Source organism: Pseudomonas sp. FP2300 (assembly GCF_030687595.1).
Taxonomy (GTDB): domain Bacteria; phylum Pseudomonadota; class Gammaproteobacteria; order Pseudomonadales; family Pseudomonadaceae; genus Aquipseudomonas; species Aquipseudomonas bijieensis.
The window spans coordinates 803,208-818,844 of sequence record NZ_CP117440.1; the positions used below are offsets into that span (position 1 = coordinate 803,208).

At 62.3% G+C, this 15,637-nt stretch carries 11 protein-coding genes; 1 reads left to right on the top strand and 10 read right to left on the bottom strand.

The genetic code is table 11. The annotated features are described in order from the left end of the window. Window positions 1–75 precede the first annotated feature (75 nt). The 6 genes from purD to prmA all read right to left on the bottom strand — a co-directional run bounded on the left by purD (window position 76) and on the right by prmA (window position 6,926). Complete coding sequence (purD, locus tag PSH86_RS03420; protein WP_109752243.1) at window positions 76–1,371, bottom strand: phosphoribosylamine--glycine ligase; 1,296 nt, start codon at window positions 1,369–1,371, stop codon at window positions 76–78. A gap of 218 nt (window positions 1,372–1,589) precedes the next feature. After that, window positions 1,590–3,197 carry a bifunctional phosphoribosylaminoimidazolecarboxamide formyltransferase/IMP cyclohydrolase gene (gene purH, locus PSH86_RS03425; RefSeq protein ID WP_109752245.1) on the bottom strand — a complete coding sequence of 536 codons (1,608 nt, stop codon included), beginning with the start codon at window positions 3,195–3,197 and terminating at the stop codon, window positions 1,590–1,592. 83 nt (window positions 3,198–3,280) lie between these two features. After that, window positions 3,281–3,601 (bottom strand): DNA-binding transcriptional regulator Fis, encoded by a 321-nt coding sequence (gene fis / locus PSH86_RS03430; RefSeq protein WP_003186237.1) that lies wholly within the window; start codon window positions 3,599–3,601, stop codon window positions 3,281–3,283. Further along, window positions 3,598–4,605 (bottom strand): tRNA dihydrouridine synthase DusB, encoded by a 1,008-nt coding sequence (dusB, locus tag PSH86_RS03435; protein ID WP_109752247.1) that lies wholly within the window; start codon window positions 4,603–4,605, stop codon window positions 3,598–3,600. Before dusB ends, fis begins: the two co-directional genes overlap by 4 nt. 185 nt (window positions 4,606–4,790) lie before the next feature. Further along, window positions 4,791–6,017: a DUF3426 domain-containing protein gene (locus PSH86_RS03440; protein ID WP_109752249.1), complete on the bottom strand. Its 1,227-nt coding sequence runs from the start codon at window positions 6,015–6,017 to the stop codon at window positions 4,791–4,793. A 30-nt stretch (window positions 6,018–6,047) separates the two neighbouring features. Further along, window positions 6,048–6,926, bottom strand: a complete 879-nt coding sequence (gene prmA, locus PSH86_RS03445) for a 50S ribosomal protein L11 methyltransferase (RefSeq protein WP_109752251.1) — start codon at window positions 6,924–6,926, stop codon at window positions 6,048–6,050. A 193-nt stretch (window positions 6,927–7,119) separates the two neighbouring features. Here prmA and PSH86_RS03450 point away from each other — a divergent pair, with 193 nt between their 5' ends. Further along, window positions 7,120–11,085, top strand: a complete 3,966-nt coding sequence (locus PSH86_RS03450; protein WP_305487859.1) for a dermonecrotic toxin domain-containing protein — start codon at window positions 7,120–7,122, stop codon at window positions 11,083–11,085. 82 nt (window positions 11,086–11,167) lie between these two features. Here PSH86_RS03450 and accC read toward each other — a convergent pair whose 3' ends face one another. The 4 genes from accC to PSH86_RS30515 all read right to left on the bottom strand — a co-directional run bounded on the left by accC (window position 11,168) and on the right by PSH86_RS30515 (window position 14,334). Further along, window positions 11,168–12,523, bottom strand: a complete 1,356-nt coding sequence (gene accC / locus PSH86_RS03455) for an acetyl-CoA carboxylase biotin carboxylase subunit (protein ID WP_109752255.1) — start codon at window positions 12,521–12,523, stop codon at window positions 11,168–11,170. 17 nt (window positions 12,524–12,540) lie between these two features. Beyond that, on the bottom strand, window positions 12,541–13,005 hold the full coding sequence (gene accB, locus PSH86_RS03460; RefSeq protein WP_030138029.1) for an acetyl-CoA carboxylase biotin carboxyl carrier protein: 465 nt from the start codon (window positions 13,003–13,005) through the stop codon (window positions 12,541–12,543). 48 nt (window positions 13,006–13,053) lie between these two features. Further along, window positions 13,054–13,506: a type II 3-dehydroquinate dehydratase gene (gene aroQ, locus PSH86_RS03465; RefSeq protein WP_305487864.1), complete on the bottom strand. Its 453-nt coding sequence runs from the start codon at window positions 13,504–13,506 to the stop codon at window positions 13,054–13,056. A gap of 279 nt (window positions 13,507–13,785) precedes the next feature. Next, the gene (locus PSH86_RS30515) at window positions 13,786–14,334 is read right to left on the bottom strand and encodes a methyl-accepting chemotaxis protein (protein WP_370873795.1); all 549 of its coding nucleotides are present in this window, start codon (window positions 14,332–14,334) and stop codon (window positions 13,786–13,788) included. Window positions 14,335–15,637: the final 1,303 nt, after the last annotated feature.

Here is a 15,637-nt window from a genome sequence, read left to right on the forward strand (position 1 = left end):
GCCAGATTATAACTATGCGCGGCGCCGGAACAGTCAGGCAAGGGCCGTAGACCCTTGCCTGACTGAATGGCTGGGTTATTCCAGATTTTCGCCACGCTCGCGGGCAATGGCGCGGTAGCCAATGTCCTTGCGGTAGAAACAACCTTCCCAGTCGATCTCGGCGGCAAGCTTGTAGGCCTGCTGCTGAGCTTCGTCGACACTGGCGCCCATGGCGGTGGCGCAAAGCACACGACCGCCGGCGGTGACCACGTGTCCATCCTTCAACGCTGTGCCTGCATGGAAGACCTTGCCTTCCAGCCGGGCCGCGGCGTCCAGGCCCAAGATCGCGCTACCTTTGGCATAGTCGCCCGGGTAACCGCCGGCCGCCAATACGACACCGACGCTTGGGCGTGGATCCCACTGGGCTTCCACTTTGTCCAGTGCCTGGGCCAGTGCGGCCTCGACCAGCAGGACCAGGCTCGATTGCAGGCGCAGCATCACCGGCTGGGTCTCAGGATCGCCGAAACGGCAGTTGAATTCGATGACTTTTGGGTTACCAGCCTTGTCGATCATCAGGCCAGCATAGAGGAAACCGGTGTAGACATTACCTTCCTCGGCCATGCCGCGCACGGTCGGCCAGATCACCTGGTCCATGACCCGTTGGTGCACTTGGGCGGTCACCACCGGGGCCGGGGAGTAGGCGCCCATGCCACCGGTGTTCGGGCCGCTGTCGCCATCGCCGACGCGCTTGTGGTCCTGGCTGGTAGCCATTGGCAGGACGTTCTTGCCATCGACCATGACGATGAAGCTGGCTTCCTCGCCGTCGAGGAACTCTTCGATCACCACGCGCGAACCGGCGTCACCGAAGGCATTGCCGGCCAGCATGTCGCGCACGGCGTCTTCGGCTTCGGCCAGGGTCATGGCGACGATCACGCCTTTACCGGCCGCCAGGCCGTCGGCCTTGATCACGATCGGTGCGCCTTTCTCGCGCAGGTAGGCCAGGGCCGGTTCGATTTCGGTGAAGTTCTGGTAGTCGGCGGTCGGGATCTTGTGACGCGCCAGGAAGTCCTTGGTGAACGCTTTCGAGCCTTCCAGTTGCGCGGCACCGGCGGTCGGACCGAAGCAGTCCAGGCCACGGGAGCGGAACAGATCGACCACGCCGGCGACCAGTGGCACTTCCGGGCCGACGATGGTCAGCGAGACGTTTTTCTCGGCGAAATCGGCCAGTTGTTCCAGGGCCAGCACGTCGATGGCGACGTTTTCACACTTGGCTTCAATGGCGGTGCCGGCATTGCCCGGTGCCACGAAGACCTTCTGCACACGCGGATCCTGAGCCACTTTCCAGGCCAGGGCGTGTTCGCGGCCACCGCTGCCAATGATCAAAACATTCATTTCAAAAACCTCGGATGACGCTGATTCTGTTGAGCACCACAGAGATGCTTTTCTGTGGGAGCGAGTTTGTGTGGGAGCTGGGCTTGTGTGGGAGCAAGGCTTGCCCGCGATAGCATCACCTCGGTTTGCCTGATGGACCGAGTTGCCTGCATCGCGGGCAAGCCTTGCTCCCACAGAGCCTTGCTCCCACACAAATCCGGCTCCCACATTGATCGATGTTAGTGACGGAAGTGGCGCATGCCGGTGAATACCATGGCAATGCCTGCTTCATCAGCAGCAGCGATCACTTCGCTGTCACGCATCGAGCCACCCGGCTGGATCACCGCGGTGATGCCGACCTTGGCCGCATTGTCGATGCCGTCGCGGAACGGGAAGAACGCATCGGAGGCCATGACCGCGCCTTGTACCTGCAAACCGGCGTGCTCGGCCTTGATGGCGGCGATGCGGGCCGAGTTCACGCGGCTCATCTGGCCGGCGCCAACGCCGATGGTCTGGCGGTTCTTGGCGTAGACGATGGCATTGGACTTGACGTACTTGGCGACTTTCCAGGCGAAGATCAGGTCGTTGATTTCCTGCTCGCTCGGGGCGCGCTTGGTCACCACTTTCAGGTCTTCGCTGCCGATCATGCCGATGTCGCGGCTCTGGACCAGCAGGCCGCCGTTGACGCGCTTGTAGTCCCAGGCTGGCGCACGGTCGGCCGACCATTGGCCGCAAGCCAGCAGGCGCACATTGGCCTTGGCGGCGACGATGGCGCGGGCTTCTTCGCTGACCGAAGGGGCGATGATCACTTCGACGAACTGGCGCTCGACGATGGCCTTGGCGGTCGCGGCGTCCAGTTCACGGTTGAAGGCGATGATGCCGCCGAAAGCCGATTCGGTGTCGGTGGCGTAGGCCAGTTCGTAGGCCTGGCGGATGCCGCCCTCGGCGTCCGGGCTTACGGCCACGCCGCACGGGTTGGCGTGCTTGACGATCACGCAGGCCGGCTTGACGAAGCTCTTCACGCACTCCAGCGCGGCGTCGGTGTCGGCCACGTTGTTGAACGACAGTTCCTTGCCTTGCAGTTGGGTGGCGGTGGCAATGCCGACTTCGGCTGGCTTGGCTTCCACGTAGAACGCCGCGCTCTGGTGCGGGTTCTCACCGTAGCGCATTTCCTGGGCCTTGATGAACTGGGTGTTGAAGGTGCGTGGGAATTCACTGCGGCCTTCTGTGCTCAGGGTTTCAGCGGCCTGGTTCACGGTGCCCATGTAGTTGGCGATCATGCCGTCGTAGGCGGCGGTGTGTTCGAAGGCCTTGAGCATCAGGTCGAAACGCTGGGCATAGGTCAGGCCACCGGCCTTGAGGTTTTCCAGCACGCCGGCGTAGTCGCTGGCGTTGACCACGATGGCCACGTCCTTGTGGTTCTTGGCCGCCGAGCGGACCATGGTCGGGCCACCGATGTCGATGTTTTCGATGGCGGTCGGCAGGTCGCAACCAGGCTTGCTGATGGTGGCTTCGAACGGGTAGAGGTTGACGGCCACCAGGTCGATCGGCTTGATGCCGTGTTCGTTCATGATTGCATCGTCGATGCCGCGACGACCGAGGATCCCGCCATGGATTTTCGGGTGCAGGGTCTTGACCCGACCGTCCATCATTTCCGCAAAACCGGTGTAGTCCGCGACTTCCACTGCGGCAACGCCATTGTCCTGCAGCAGCTTGAAGGTCCCGCCGGTGGAGAGAATCTCGACGCCCAGCTGTTGCAGCTCGCGGGCGAATTCGAGGATCCCGGTCTTGTCGGAGACGCTGATCAAGGCGCGGCGGATCGGCAGGCGGGTGGTCTGGTCGGTCATTTCAATTTCCATCAAAAGCAAGGGAAGTCAGCAAAAAAGGCGACCGTTTTTTACACGGGCGCCTTTCTGGTTTGATTGAATGCTTACAGCAGATCGTACTGCTTGAGTTTCTTGCGCAGGGTGCCGCGGTTCAGGCCCAGCAGCTCACTGGCTTTGGTCTGGTTGCCCTTGACGTAGTTCATCACGCTTTCGAGCAAAGGCGCCTCGACTTCGGAAAGCACCAGGTTGTACACATCCGTGACGGCAGCGCCCTCAAGGTGGGCGAAATAATTGTGCAGCGCCTTCTCGACACTCCCGCGAAGGGTCTGGCCTTCTTCGCTGGGCGTATTGAGGTGCTGTTTCAAATTCACGTTGTCGCTCACGGGTGTTGTTCCACTCACTAAAGTCTCGGTCATCATCGTCATGCGGCCACCCCTTCGTCCCCTGTCAGGCTCTTGTAACGCTCAGCGAAGAACGCCTGAACGTCGGCGCATTGTGCTTGCGTACCATCCAAACGATTGAAACGGGCGCGAAACTCCCTGGCGCCCGGCAGGGTTGCGAGATACCAGCCCACATGCTTGCGAGCGATGCGTACGCCCATGACTTCTCCGTAGAAGGCATGGAGCGCGGCCAGATGCTCTAGCAGAATACGTTCCACCTCGGCCAACTGCGGCGCCGCGAGCTTTTCCCCGGTGCGCAGGTAGTGTTCGATCTCACGAAAAATCCATGGCCGCCCTTGGGCGGCCCGACCGATCAACAGGCCATCGGCACCGGTCGCGTCCAGCACGTACCGGGCCTTCTCGGGCGAGTCGACGTCGCCATTGGCAAAGACCGGAATCGACACCGCCTGCTTGATCGCGGCGATGGTGTCGTACTCGGCCTCGCCCGTATACAGGTCGGCACGGGTGCGGCCGTGGACCGCCAGCGCCGTGATGCCTGCCTGTTCGGCGATCTTCGCCACCGTCAGGCCGTTCTTGTTCTCCCGGTCCCATCCGGTGCGAATCTTCAGGGTCACCGGCACATCGACTGCGGCGACGACCGCCTGCAGGATCTCGGTGACCAGGGCTTCATCCTTCAACAGTGCCGAGCCTGCGGCCTTGTTGCAGACCTTCTTTGCCGGGCAGCCCATGTTGATATCGATGATCTGCGCGCCCAACGCCACATTGGCCCGGGCCGCCTCCGCCAGCATCTGTGCATCGCCACCGGCGATCTGTACCGAGCGCGGCTCGGGATCGCCTTCGTGGATCATGCGCAGACGCGATTTGCGGGTGTTCCACAAACTCATGTCGCTGGTGACCATTTCCGAAACCACAAGACCTGCGCCCAAGCGTTTGCACAGCTGACGAAAGGGCTGGTCGGTGACGCCCGCCATAGGGGCGAGAACCAGGCCGTTCTGCAATGTATATGGGCCGATGCGTACCGCCGACATAGGACTTCCCTGAAGTGGGGCCGGATCATGAGAGTTCGAAAAAGGGTTGGCATGATACCCGCTCTCGATGACTGGATAAAGGTCGAATTGGATAAAATCTGAACAGCTATTTTGTTATCGCCAGCGGTTTGGTCTGGGTGGGGTGAGTCAGAAAGCTGCCGTCAATCGACCGACCCGCGCCGGCTTCATTCGGGAGAATGGAAGCTCAGGCTGTAGTTCACCGCTTTGGGACCAGGGTCCAGGATATCCAGCGCGATGTGGATGGGCGTCTGCGGCGGCATTTCGCCGCGCCCCTCGAGATCGCCACCCAGGTATTCCCCTGGCTTGAAGCGGCGACTGGCGATCAGGTGTCCGTTGAGGTCGGCAAAACGCAGTTCCAGCAGCGGAAAAGGCTGGGAGAAGGGCGCACGGTTATAGATGATCGCGTCCACCACCAGGGCGCCGCTGAATTCCGGATGGCTGCGCACCACCAGGTTGCTGCTCTTGATCTTGGCGATGTCGACCTTGGATGGCACGTCGCAACCGATGGTCGGACAGATTTGCAGGAACCATGGGCGGTACTGGTCCTGGCGGGCCAACTCCTCGAAATGGTAGGCAATGTACTGACCGCCCAGGGCCGCGGCGGCGAGCAGCACCAACAGGCCCCACAGCAGGCGGCGGCCCCAGGGCGAGCGGCGTTTGCGCCAGTCCAGTTGCAGTGGGTCGTCGTCCAGGTCGTGGAGCGCCTCGGCACGTATCCCGGGTTCCTGGCGTTCGCGTGACTTGCGCAACGGTGCCGGTTGCTCGGGTTCGTCGTCGTGGTCGTCGGTGGCGGACAGGCGCTCGAGGTGTTCGTCGGGCTCGTCGTCTGGCGCCAGGTGGAGCGGGGCGACAGGTTCGTCGTCCGGTTCCAGTGGTTCAAGGGCCAGGGACAAGGACGGCTCGGTACGCGGTGGACGCACCGGTTCGTGGGGTTCGAACGGTTCGAACGGGGTATCGAGGACAGTTTCGACGCGCTCGCTCGGGGTTTCGCTGTACAGGCTGTCGGGCCAGGCTTGCTGCTCGCTGGAGAGCGAGTCGCGTTGCGCGCTCAGGTTGTCTTCCCGGCGCCGGCCGGTATTTCCCGGGGCGCGATTGTCGCGTCGTTCCAGGCGCGCCAGTTCCTTGTCCAGGTCATCCAGATCCAGCTCGGCGGCGCTCCATTGTTTCTGGCTGATCGCCCGGGGCGGGGCTTCGACGGCAGGCTTGGCGGGCGGCGCGACGGCAGGAGCCGCTTGCTTGGCAGTGCGTTGTTCCAGCAACTGTCGTGCGGCATTGAATACCTGCAGGCACGAGCCGCAACGAACCACCCCGCGGGCCACGCTCAATTGAGCATGGCTGACGCGAAAACGGGTGTGGCAATGCGGGCACTGGGTGACGAAGCTGTCAGTCATGCGGCAATCCGGTGGATACAGGCGGTCATTCTAGCGCCGACGTCCGGTGATGCGCACCCAGCCATCGCGATTGGCGATCGGGTCCAGGTCAAAGTCCGCGGCATAAGCGCCAGCGACTTCTTCGCCCTGTTCGGCGAGGATGCCCGACAGCGCCAGGCGTCCGCCCGGCTTGACCAGGCTCGACAGCTGCGGCGCCAGGGACACCAGTGGGCCGGCCAGGATGTTGGCAACCAATACGTCAGCCTGGACCGCTGGCAAGTCTTGCGGCAGGTACAGCGGGAACTGCGCCTCGGCAATATTATTGCGTCCGGCGTTGTCGCGGGAGGCTTCCAGGGCCTGGACGTCGATGTCGGTGCCGATCGCTTCCCGGGCGCCCAGCAGGAGCGCGGCAATCGCCAGGATCCCCGAGCCACAGCCGAAGTCGAGCACGTCGCAGCCCTTGAGGTCCTGGCCGTCGAGCCATTCCAGGCACAGTGCGGTGGTCGGGTGTGTGCCGGTGCCGAACGCCAGGCCCGGGTCCAGCAGCAGGTTGACCGCGTCCGGCTCCGGTGCGGCGTGCCAGCTCGGAACGATCCACAGGCGCTGGCCGAAACGCATCGGCTGGAAGTTGTCCATCCAGCTGCGTTCCCAATCCTGGTCCTCGATCACTTCGCTGTGATGCTCGGGCAGCGGGCTGCCGGTGAGCAGTTCGAGGTGGGCCAGCACGCTGGCCGCTTCTGTACCGCCTTCGAACAGGGCCAGCAGGTGGGTGTGGGACCACAGCGGGGTGGTATTGAGCTCTGGCTCGAAGATCGGCTGGTCTTCGGCGTCCATGAAGGTTACCGATACGGCGCCTACTTCAAGAAACGCGTCTTCGTAGGTTTCGGCTTGTTCCGGGCTGATGGCCAGACGTACTTGCAGCCAAGGCATGGCGGGCACCTTTGGAAAAAATCTACAGGGGGACAGCACGGGGCTGCAAAGGCGCGCAGTGTACGCCAGGTCGCCGTCAAAGTGGATAAGCGAGTCATGCGCCGTCCAGCTTGGTGTTTCGATATATATATGTATGACATGGAGAAACTGGCGGGCAGATAAGGTGCGGGTCCACACAACAGGGAGGAATGTGATGGATAACACGGCCGAGCGACAAAGAAACGTGAGCGGCAGGGGGCCGATATCTTCCCCGCAGGCGGCAACGGCACAAGCGGTCCTGGAAACACTGACTCGCTGGCAGGCAGTCATCGACCCTCGACTGCAAGCCCAGATGAGCGTGCTGGAGGTGCTGGAGGAGTATCTGCTGGTCGAACTGCGCACCCATTATTACCAAGACAACATCGATCCGCACTTCATCGGCACCCTGCTCGATACGGTGTTGCAACGCATGATCGACCAGCAACCGGTCATGCCCGACGAAGAGCAGGACGCACCTTACCGTTGGCCGGACGCGGCTGATCGAGGGATGCCGGTCGAGCGCCAGGAGGTCATCGCCCAGGTGGTGGAAAGCAGCGCTTCGGGTTTTATCAGCCACTACCGGGCCTATCTGCAACGGCATTGGGCAATGGCCGAGGGCGAAGCCGCTTTGATGGAGTTGATCGAGCAACGGCTCGAAGGTCACATGGCCGACGTCGTCATGATTTTCCAACCGGACGGACTGGCAGGCCTGGACGTTGATGAGCTACGGGGCCAGCTTGAAGAGCTCCAGGAGGGCTGGCGTCGGATGAGCGAGCCGGTCGCGTTGGCGAGCGCGTCGCAGCGTCAGAGTCTGCAAGCGCTCGCGCGTTCGCAGCTGCCTGACTGGTTGCGGGGGCTGGGCGAAGCTGACCGTAGGCAACTTGAGCTTTGCCAGGACCAGACCTTCCAGGCGCAGGTGCTGGTGGACGGGTTGCTTGAGGGCTTGGGGTCGTTGCGGGCGTTCGCTCGGCAGTTGGCCAAGGACTATGTCAGGCATGAGTTGGACATGGAGGTCGAACCTGACAGCATTCGGGTGCAATTGCAGTGGCGAAGTGTGATGGGCCAGCCAGTGCGCACCCATAGCCTGAGTGAGTTGCTGGCGGCCGGTCCGATCAGGCCGGATGCTGTTTCGGTGTTCCTGGTGGAAAACGGCGCAATGCTGCGCAACCAGCCGCTTACACCAGCACTCATGAGCCAAATGCTGGCGCAGGTCGATGCCCCGGCCGGGTACTTGCGGGCACTGGTGGACCGGTATGGCCGGAGCGATCTGAAAGACGCCATGCTCGATTGGTTCACGGCACGGTTGCAGCAAAGCGCATTCATTGCCCGCTGTGCAGGTCACCTGAAGCAGGCGAACCATGAGGCGGTCAAAGCCTTGTGGGAGAGCGAGGCCTCGGCGCAGGCCGCCAGCGTTTGGCGGGTCAGCTGCGTGGTGCTTGCGAACGCTATGCGCTGTGCCGATTTTCTCTTGTTCTATCGCCAGGACCTGCAAGGTGACCTGCTGCTGTATGCCCCCGACAAGCCGGATGGGCAGGAGTGGATCGAGTTGCCCTCGTTATGGGCCGTCAGCGTGGAGATGGGCGCATGGACCCGTAGCGAAGTCGGTCGCGAGTACTTGCTGCAGCGCCTCTTTCCAGTCGAACGGAGCGGGGCGCGGGAGTACTTTGCCAGCGTGGTGGACAAGCCGACGACTTGGGATTCGAGCAAGGATCCCCGAGGGACGGTGAGCGGTTTCAGGGCTTGCCTGGAAGACCTCGTTGCGATGGGCCTGAACAACAATCTGGCACAGGTGGCGGCGGACGAATCGCCTCGCTGGTACGCCGCCTTGCCGCTTGATTCCCGGCGAAACATCAGCAGCCTGAGCCAGGAGCTCCTGGTTCATCAGGAGGTGCTCAGCCAGCAGATGGCAGGCTACGAAGCCTTTGTGGATTTCGCCAAGCGTATCGTCACGCAAGCCATTGCCCCTTATATGCGCAGCAAAGGTGTGCAGGGGCCCGTCGATCCCGAAACGGTGCTCATCGACTACAACCCGGGGTTGGCCGATGGCAAGACGAACGTCTCCAGCCTGCTGGAGCTGGCCATCTACGGCTATGACGACAACTCGGGCATCGACAATCCGCGAAAAGGCGTACGTTCGTCGGTGGGGCAGGATCTGAGGCAGGTCCGCAGTGCGGAGCTGGCATCCTATCTTCGACGGGCGTACGTGGGTGAGCAGTATGCGCGGCAGATCCGTGCCCGGTTCCTCGACGCCCGTGCCGCTGATTACATCTTGCGTCGCACCGCCTACCGTAACCTGGTGCTGACCCGGATGGACCGTGACCTGCGTGTCGCAACGGGTCAGTTCCAGTTGAGCGCGAACGAATTCTGGTGGCTCACTCGACAAGTCACCCTCCTGAGTGAAGCGGTGCCGGTGGTCGGCCCGGTGTATTCGGGGGCTGTCGTCCAGCGTGAGGGGGTGATCAGGTTTTCCGTCGGCGGTCATGTCGTGATGGGCGTCTACGTCTTCACCTACTTCGATCCGAAGGGCTCGTCTTGGCTGTATACGCCTGACGCTCCGGACGGTGTCACGTTTCGCCCGTACCGGGACTTTACCGGGAAAGTCGTCGCGCGCCTGCATGACTACGTGCTGGAGCGGGTCGGACTCGGCGCCCGTACGGCGGTCAGGCGTTCACTGGTGGCTCTGGCGGCGGCGAGCATCGGCGTCGATACGTTGCGCGAGTTCAATCGAGTGAGCGATATCCAGGCAGAGTTCGATGCTTACATCGAGCGGGCTGTCACCGATGTGGAAGACATCACCCAGAGCCGTGCCGAAGTGATCAGGCGACAGGTCATCAAGGGGCTGCTGTTTGCATCGGCACCGGTGTGCCTGGTCTACCCGCCCTTTGCTCTGTTGCTGGATGCGGCCGTGATCGCCGTCAGTGTCAAGCAGGCTGCGCAGGCGCATGGGCAGGGGGACACGGATCGCGCGCTGGGCCACTGGTTGATGGCCTCCTGGGGGGTACTGTTCGCCGCGCTGGGAGCAGGAACCATTGCTTCGTTACTGGGGCCAGCGGCCAGAAGCCTGAAGCTTGTCGTGAAGTCCATGTCCTTGTCCGGGCAGCGCTTGAAACGCATGACGCCGCTGATTGCCAAGGAAGCCGGACCGATCGTCCAACCCATACGCTTCAAGCCGAAACAGGCGGTCAGCAAAACCCCCGAGAATCTGGAGCGGGTGACCGAGGAGGGCATTTACCAGGGGACTTATCGCAGCCCATCCAGTGCATCGCAGCCGCTCAATACATATTTCATACGCAGCAGGGGCAAGTACTACCAGGTGAAGGAAGATTCTCGTTTTGGCGGCTTGTGCCTGGTGGACGCCAGTCGCCCCGGCGCTCTGTACAACCTGCCCATCCGCAGAATGGGAAATGGTCAGTGGACGCACAACTCGGTCGGCTTGAAGGGGGGCAATGAGCAAACGCTTGTCCTTGGGCGAGTGAGCGATCTGCGGGAGGCGTTTCCCAACCATGTCTTCCCGGATGTATCGAGGGGCGCGTTGCAAGGCGAGGCCGTGGTGGCAAGGTTCAGCGAGGCGGCGGACAACTATCTGTTCTCGCTGAACGCGCAGACCTGTGTGATCGCTTCGTTGTACAACCCGACCACCCGGGTGGGGGCGGTGATTCATTTCGATCACAATATCCGCGCGCTCATCGAACGCAGTGTTCGCGACGTGATGCAACGCCTGGGGGGATCGGGCAAAGACATCCGCGCCACGCTGGTGGGGGGGGACTGGTTGACGGGGGTCGACATTGGCGGGCGAGTCCGCTCGGCGATGAGGCGCCAGGGTTTGCAGCCCACCTGGGATCACTGGTCGTACTCTTCCTGCTTCGGCAATACCTACGGCGTGTCACTGGACCTGCGCAGTGGTGTCACTACGGTCTTCAAGACCTCACGCAGTCAAGTCGAGCGCTACTACATACCGGTGCTGGCGAGGGCGAAAAAGAGCACCGATCCCGTATCAGTACGTGCCCGTGGGTTCATGACGCGCTTGCGCAGCGAACCGTTGGTAGCCACTGCCAGCGGGGCCATCCGTACTCCGCAGGGCAGGGTCGCGACAGCGTCGCAGATCGAAGCGCAGGCGTTGCCTACGGTGGTGCTGAGCTGATTGGGTTCGCCGCCATCCCGCAAGGCCGGCAAAAAAAGACCCCGGCCAATGGACCGGGGTCTTTTCTACATCACTTGAAGCATCAGTGCTGGTTGCCCAGCTTGTGTTCCAGGTAATGGATGTTGACGCCGCCTTTGCAGAAGCCTTCGTCACGTACGAGGTCGCGGTGCAGCGGGATGTTGGTCTTGATCCCGTCTACCACGATTTCGTCCAGGGCATTGCGCATGCGCGCCATGGCTTCGTCACGGGTCGCGCCGTAGGTGATCAGCTTGCCGATCAACGAGTCGTAGTTCGGTGGAACGGCATAACCGCTGTACAGGTGCGAGTCGACGCGAACGCCATTGCCGCCCGGGGCATGGAAGTGCTTGACCGTACCTGGGCTTGGCATGAAGGTTTTCGGGTCTTCGGCGTTGATCCGGCATTCCAGCGCGTGACCGCGGATGACCACGTCATCCTGGGTGAACGACAGCTTGTTGCCGGCGGCGATGCTGAGCATCTCCTTGACGATGTCGATACCGGTGACCATTTCCGAGACCGGGTGCTCCACCTGAACACGGGTGTTCATTTCGATGAAGTAGAAACGACCGTTCTCGTACAGGAACTCGAAGGTACCGGCGCCGCGATAGCCAATATCGATACAGGCCTTGACGCAACGTGCCAGGACTTCTTCGCGAGCCTGCTCGTCGATGCCCGGTGCCGGCGCTTCTTCGAGCACTTTCTGGTGACGGCGTTGCAGCGAGCAATCGCGGTCGCCCAGGTGGATCGCATGGCCCTGGCCGTCGGACAGTACCTGGACTTCGACGTGACGTGGGTTGGTCAGGAATTTTTCCAGGTAGACCATCGGGTTGCCGAACGCCGCGCCAGCTTCGGAGCGGGTCAGTTTCGCCGAGGAAATCAGGTCTTCTTCCTTGTGTACCACGCGCATGCCGCGACCACCGCCGCCGCCAGCGGCCTTGATGATCACCGGATAACCGACTTCGCGACCGATGCGCAGAGCGGTTTCTTCGTCTTCAGGCAGTGGGCCGTCGGAACCCGGAACGGTTGGAACGCCGGCGGCGATCATGGCGTGTTTGGCCGATACCTTGTCGCCCATCAGGCGGATGGTTTCGGCTTTCGGGCCAATGAAGGCGAAACCGGAATTTTCGACCTGCTCGGCGAAGTCGGCGTTTTCCGCCAGGAAGCCGTAGCCAGGGTGAATGGCGGTGGCGCCGGTCACTTCGGCAGCGGCGATGATCGCCGGGATGTGCAGGTAGGAGTGCGCAGCCGACGCCGGACCGATGCAGACGGATTCGTCCGCCAGGCCCAGGTGCATCAGTTCTTTGTCGGCCTTGGAGTAAACGGCGACGGTCTTGATGCCCATCTCTTTGCAGGCACGCAGAATCCGCAGGGCGATCTCACCGCGGTTAGCGATCAGAACTTTTTCCAACTTCGCAGTCATCAAAGGCTCTCCGCGGTTCAAACGATGGTGAACAGCGGTTGGTCGTACTCAACCGGCTGGCCGTCTTCGACGAGGATGGATTCGATCACACCGCTGGTTTCAGCTTCGATGTGGTTCATCATCTTCATGGCTTCGACGATGCACAGGGTGTCGCCTTTCTTCACGGTCTGGCCGACTTCAACGAAGGACGGCGAGGATGGCGAAGACTTGCGATAGAACGTGCCCACCATTGGCGAACGGGCGACAGTGCCGTTGAGCGCTGGTGCCGCAGGTGCGGCTGGCGCTGCGGCGGCAACCGGGGCGGCGGCTGGAGCGGGCGCGGCGGCCGGAGCCTGCATTGGGGCCGGTGCATAGAACTGCTGGGCCGGGGTCTTGCTGTGGCGGCTGATGCGTACGGACTCTTCGCCTTCCTTGATCTCAAGCTCGTCGATGCCGGACTCTTCCAGCAATTCGATCAATTTCTTAACTTTACGGATATCCATGAATCATCAACTCCCAAGGGTCGGTCAGGGGCGTTTAACGCTTGTTGTTCAAGCTGTTGCCGGTCTTTCAAGCTGCTCTAGGGCGGCCTCCAGGGCCAGTCGGTAACCACTGGCGCCGAGGCCGCAAATCACTCCCACTGCTACATCGGAGAAGTAGGAGTGATGACGGAAAGATTCGCGTTTGTGCACGTTGGACAAATGCACTTCGATGAATGGGATGCTCACCGCCAGCAGCGCGTCACGTAATGCGACACTTGTGTGTGTAAAAGCTGCTGGATTGATCAAGATGAAATCCACGCCTTCGCCACGGGCGGCATGGATACGGTCGATCAATTCATATTCGGCGTTGCTTTGCAGATAGAGCAAATGGTGGCCGGCGTTGCGGGCCCGCTGCTCAAGGTCCTGGTTGATCTGGGCCAGTGTCACGGCCCCGTAGACGCCCGGTTCACGGGTGCCCAGCAGGTTCAGGTTGGGTCCATGCAGGACCAATAGGGTCGCCATCTGCTGTTCCTTGTTATCTGTGAGCAGGTATCAGAACCTGGCGACTATGCCGCAAAGCCTTAATGACTGTCCAGTTCTCGGCAATAGCCAGCACGATGACCGATGTTTACGCGAAATTTGTGACCATCCTCCAAAATCCGGTCATCCCCGGTTTCGCCAGCCTGTCCTGAGCCCTGTGGGAGCGAGCCTGCTCACGAAGACGGCGGCACATTCAATATCGATGCACGCTGACCCACCGCAATCGCGAGCAGGCTCGCTCCCACAATGGATCTGTGCTGCTTAAACCCGAAACGCCTGCACCGCCGTGTGCAGCCGCCCGCCCAGCACCAGCAGGTTATCGCCCTGTTCCCGCCCTTGGCCGATGCGTAGCAGATTATCGCCACCCAATTGATGAATCCGCTCACTGTGATCGCGGATTTCGCTGACGGCGCCGCTTTGTTGGGCGGTGACGTCGGCGATACGTACCGCCGTGGCGGAGATGGTCTGGATGGCGCCGACGATTTCGTCCAGCGCGCCGTCGGCCGCCTGCGCCTGGTTGGCGGTGGCTTCGGCGTGTTCGACCTGGGCGCGCATGCCGTCCACCGATTGGCGCGCGGCCAGTTGCAAGCGGGCGATCAGCGTCTGGATTTCGGCGGTGGCGCCGGCCGTGCGTTGGGCCAGGGAGCGGACCTCCTCGGCCACTACCGCGAAGCCTCGGCCCATTTCCCCGGCGCGGGCCGCTTCGATGGCGGCGTTGAGGGCCAGCAGGTTGGTCTGGTCGGCAATCGAGCGAATCACCGTCAGCACGCCGCCGATGGTGGCCGATTCCTCGGCCAGTTGTTCGATCATCTGCGCGTTGTCCTGCACTTCCCCCACCAGTGCGTGCAGGCCCGTGAGGCTCAGGCCGATGACTTTCTGCCCTTGTTCCACCGCCTGCCCGGCATTGCGGCTGGCATCCGCGGCCTGGCTGGCATCGCCGGCCACTTGCTGGATCGTCGCTTCCAGTTCGCTGAGGGAATCACGGATCAGCGCCGTGTCGCCGGCCTGATCCTCGGCGCCGCTGTGTAGCTCGCCGCTCAACTCGGCCAGGGCCCGGCTGCTGCCGGCGACCTGTTCGGCGTTGACGCGGATGGTGCCCACCAGGTCCACCAGATAAGCGCGCAGACGATTGAGCGACGCTTCGATGTCTTGCAACTCGCGATTGCTGGCGCCGACATGGATATCGCGGCTGAAATCCCCTTCGGCCCAGGTCGACAGGGCCGGAGCGAGGTGCGTCAAGGTGCGGGCCAGGCGTCGCTGCAAGGTGTCGATGAGCAGCGCGATCAGCAGGATCAAGCCAATCATCACCCCTTGGATCAGGCGAACCTCGCCCTGGATCTGCCCATGCTGGGCCCGCACCGCCGGTTCCATTGCATCGATCGCCTGTTGCACGTCGGTGATTTTCAGATGCGTGGCGCTGCTCAGTTCGGTGCGTTTCTGGATCAGTTCGCGGGTGCGGGTCAATTCGGCGGGATAGCGACCCAGCAGGCTGTTGAGTTCGCGCTTGAGGGCGATGCCGGCATCTTCGGCAGCGGCTTTTTCCTGGGCCTCCAGGCCCATCAGCGCGGCGAAATCATCGCTGCCCGATTCACTGCTGGTAGTGACGCCCAGCAGTGGCAGGCTGTCGAGGCGTTCGGCCTCAAGGCGGATGCTCGCCAGTTCCCGCTCGACGTCGGCGGCCAATTCGCTGCGACCGCTGCTGACCAGTTTGTCCCGCGTGAGAGACAACCGGCCCAGGTGCTGTGAAGCGGCAAACAATGCGGGCAAGTAGGCAGGGGTGCCATTGGCGTATTGGGCCAGTTGGTCGAGGCTGGCACTCAGTTCGCGCTCGGCTTGCAACAACAAGGCTTGCGGATCGCCGGCCAGTTTGCCGGCGGCCAGCAGGTCGGTCTTGCTGAAACCGTCGAGGTTCGACAGGCTTGGGCGCAGGGTCTTGGCCAGTGCCGGGGGGAACTGATCGAGGTCTTTTTGCAGGGTCTCCAGGGCCTGGGTCGCCGCGCTCAGGCGCAAGGCGTCGCCGCTGGCCAGGTAGTCCTCGATGTTGCGCGCCACGTCGCCCTGGAATTGCCGCGACAGGCCCAGGTAGCGCTCCATCAGCAAGTAGGGTCGTTCC

Coding starts and splice junctions, on each gene's coding strand:
- purH (WP_109752245.1), bottom strand. CDS start 3,197: ATGACCGACCAGACCACCCGCCTGCCGATCCGCCGCGCCTTGATCAGC.
- accC (WP_109752255.1), bottom strand. CDS start 12,523: ATGACTGCGAAGTTGGAAAAAGTTCTGATCGCTAACCGCGGTGAGATC.
- aroQ (WP_305487864.1), bottom strand. CDS start 13,506: ATGGCGACCCTATTGGTCCTGCATGGACCCAACCTGAACCTGCTGGGC.
- purD (WP_109752243.1), bottom strand. CDS start 1,371: ATGAATGTTTTGATCATTGGCAGCGGTGGCCGCGAACACGCCCTGGCC.
- PSH86_RS03450 (WP_305487859.1), top strand. CDS start 7,120: ATGGATAACACGGCCGAGCGACAAAGAAACGTGAGCGGCAGGGGGCCG.
- dusB (WP_109752247.1), bottom strand. CDS start 4,605: ATGTCGGCGGTACGCATCGGCCCATATACATTGCAGAACGGCCTGGTT.
- prmA (WP_109752251.1), bottom strand. CDS start 6,926: ATGCCTTGGCTGCAAGTACGTCTGGCCATCAGCCCGGAACAAGCCGAA.
- PSH86_RS30515 (WP_370873795.1), bottom strand. CDS start 14,334: ATGATCGAACAACTGGCCGAGGAATCGGCCACCATCGGCGGCGTGCTG.
- PSH86_RS03440 (WP_109752249.1), bottom strand. CDS start 6,017: ATGACTGACAGCTTCGTCACCCAGTGCCCGCATTGCCACACCCGTTTT.
- fis (WP_003186237.1), bottom strand. CDS start 3,601: ATGACGATGATGACCGAGACTTTAGTGAGTGGAACAACACCCGTGAGC.
- accB (WP_030138029.1), bottom strand. CDS start 13,005: ATGGATATCCGTAAAGTTAAGAAATTGATCGAATTGCTGGAAGAGTCC.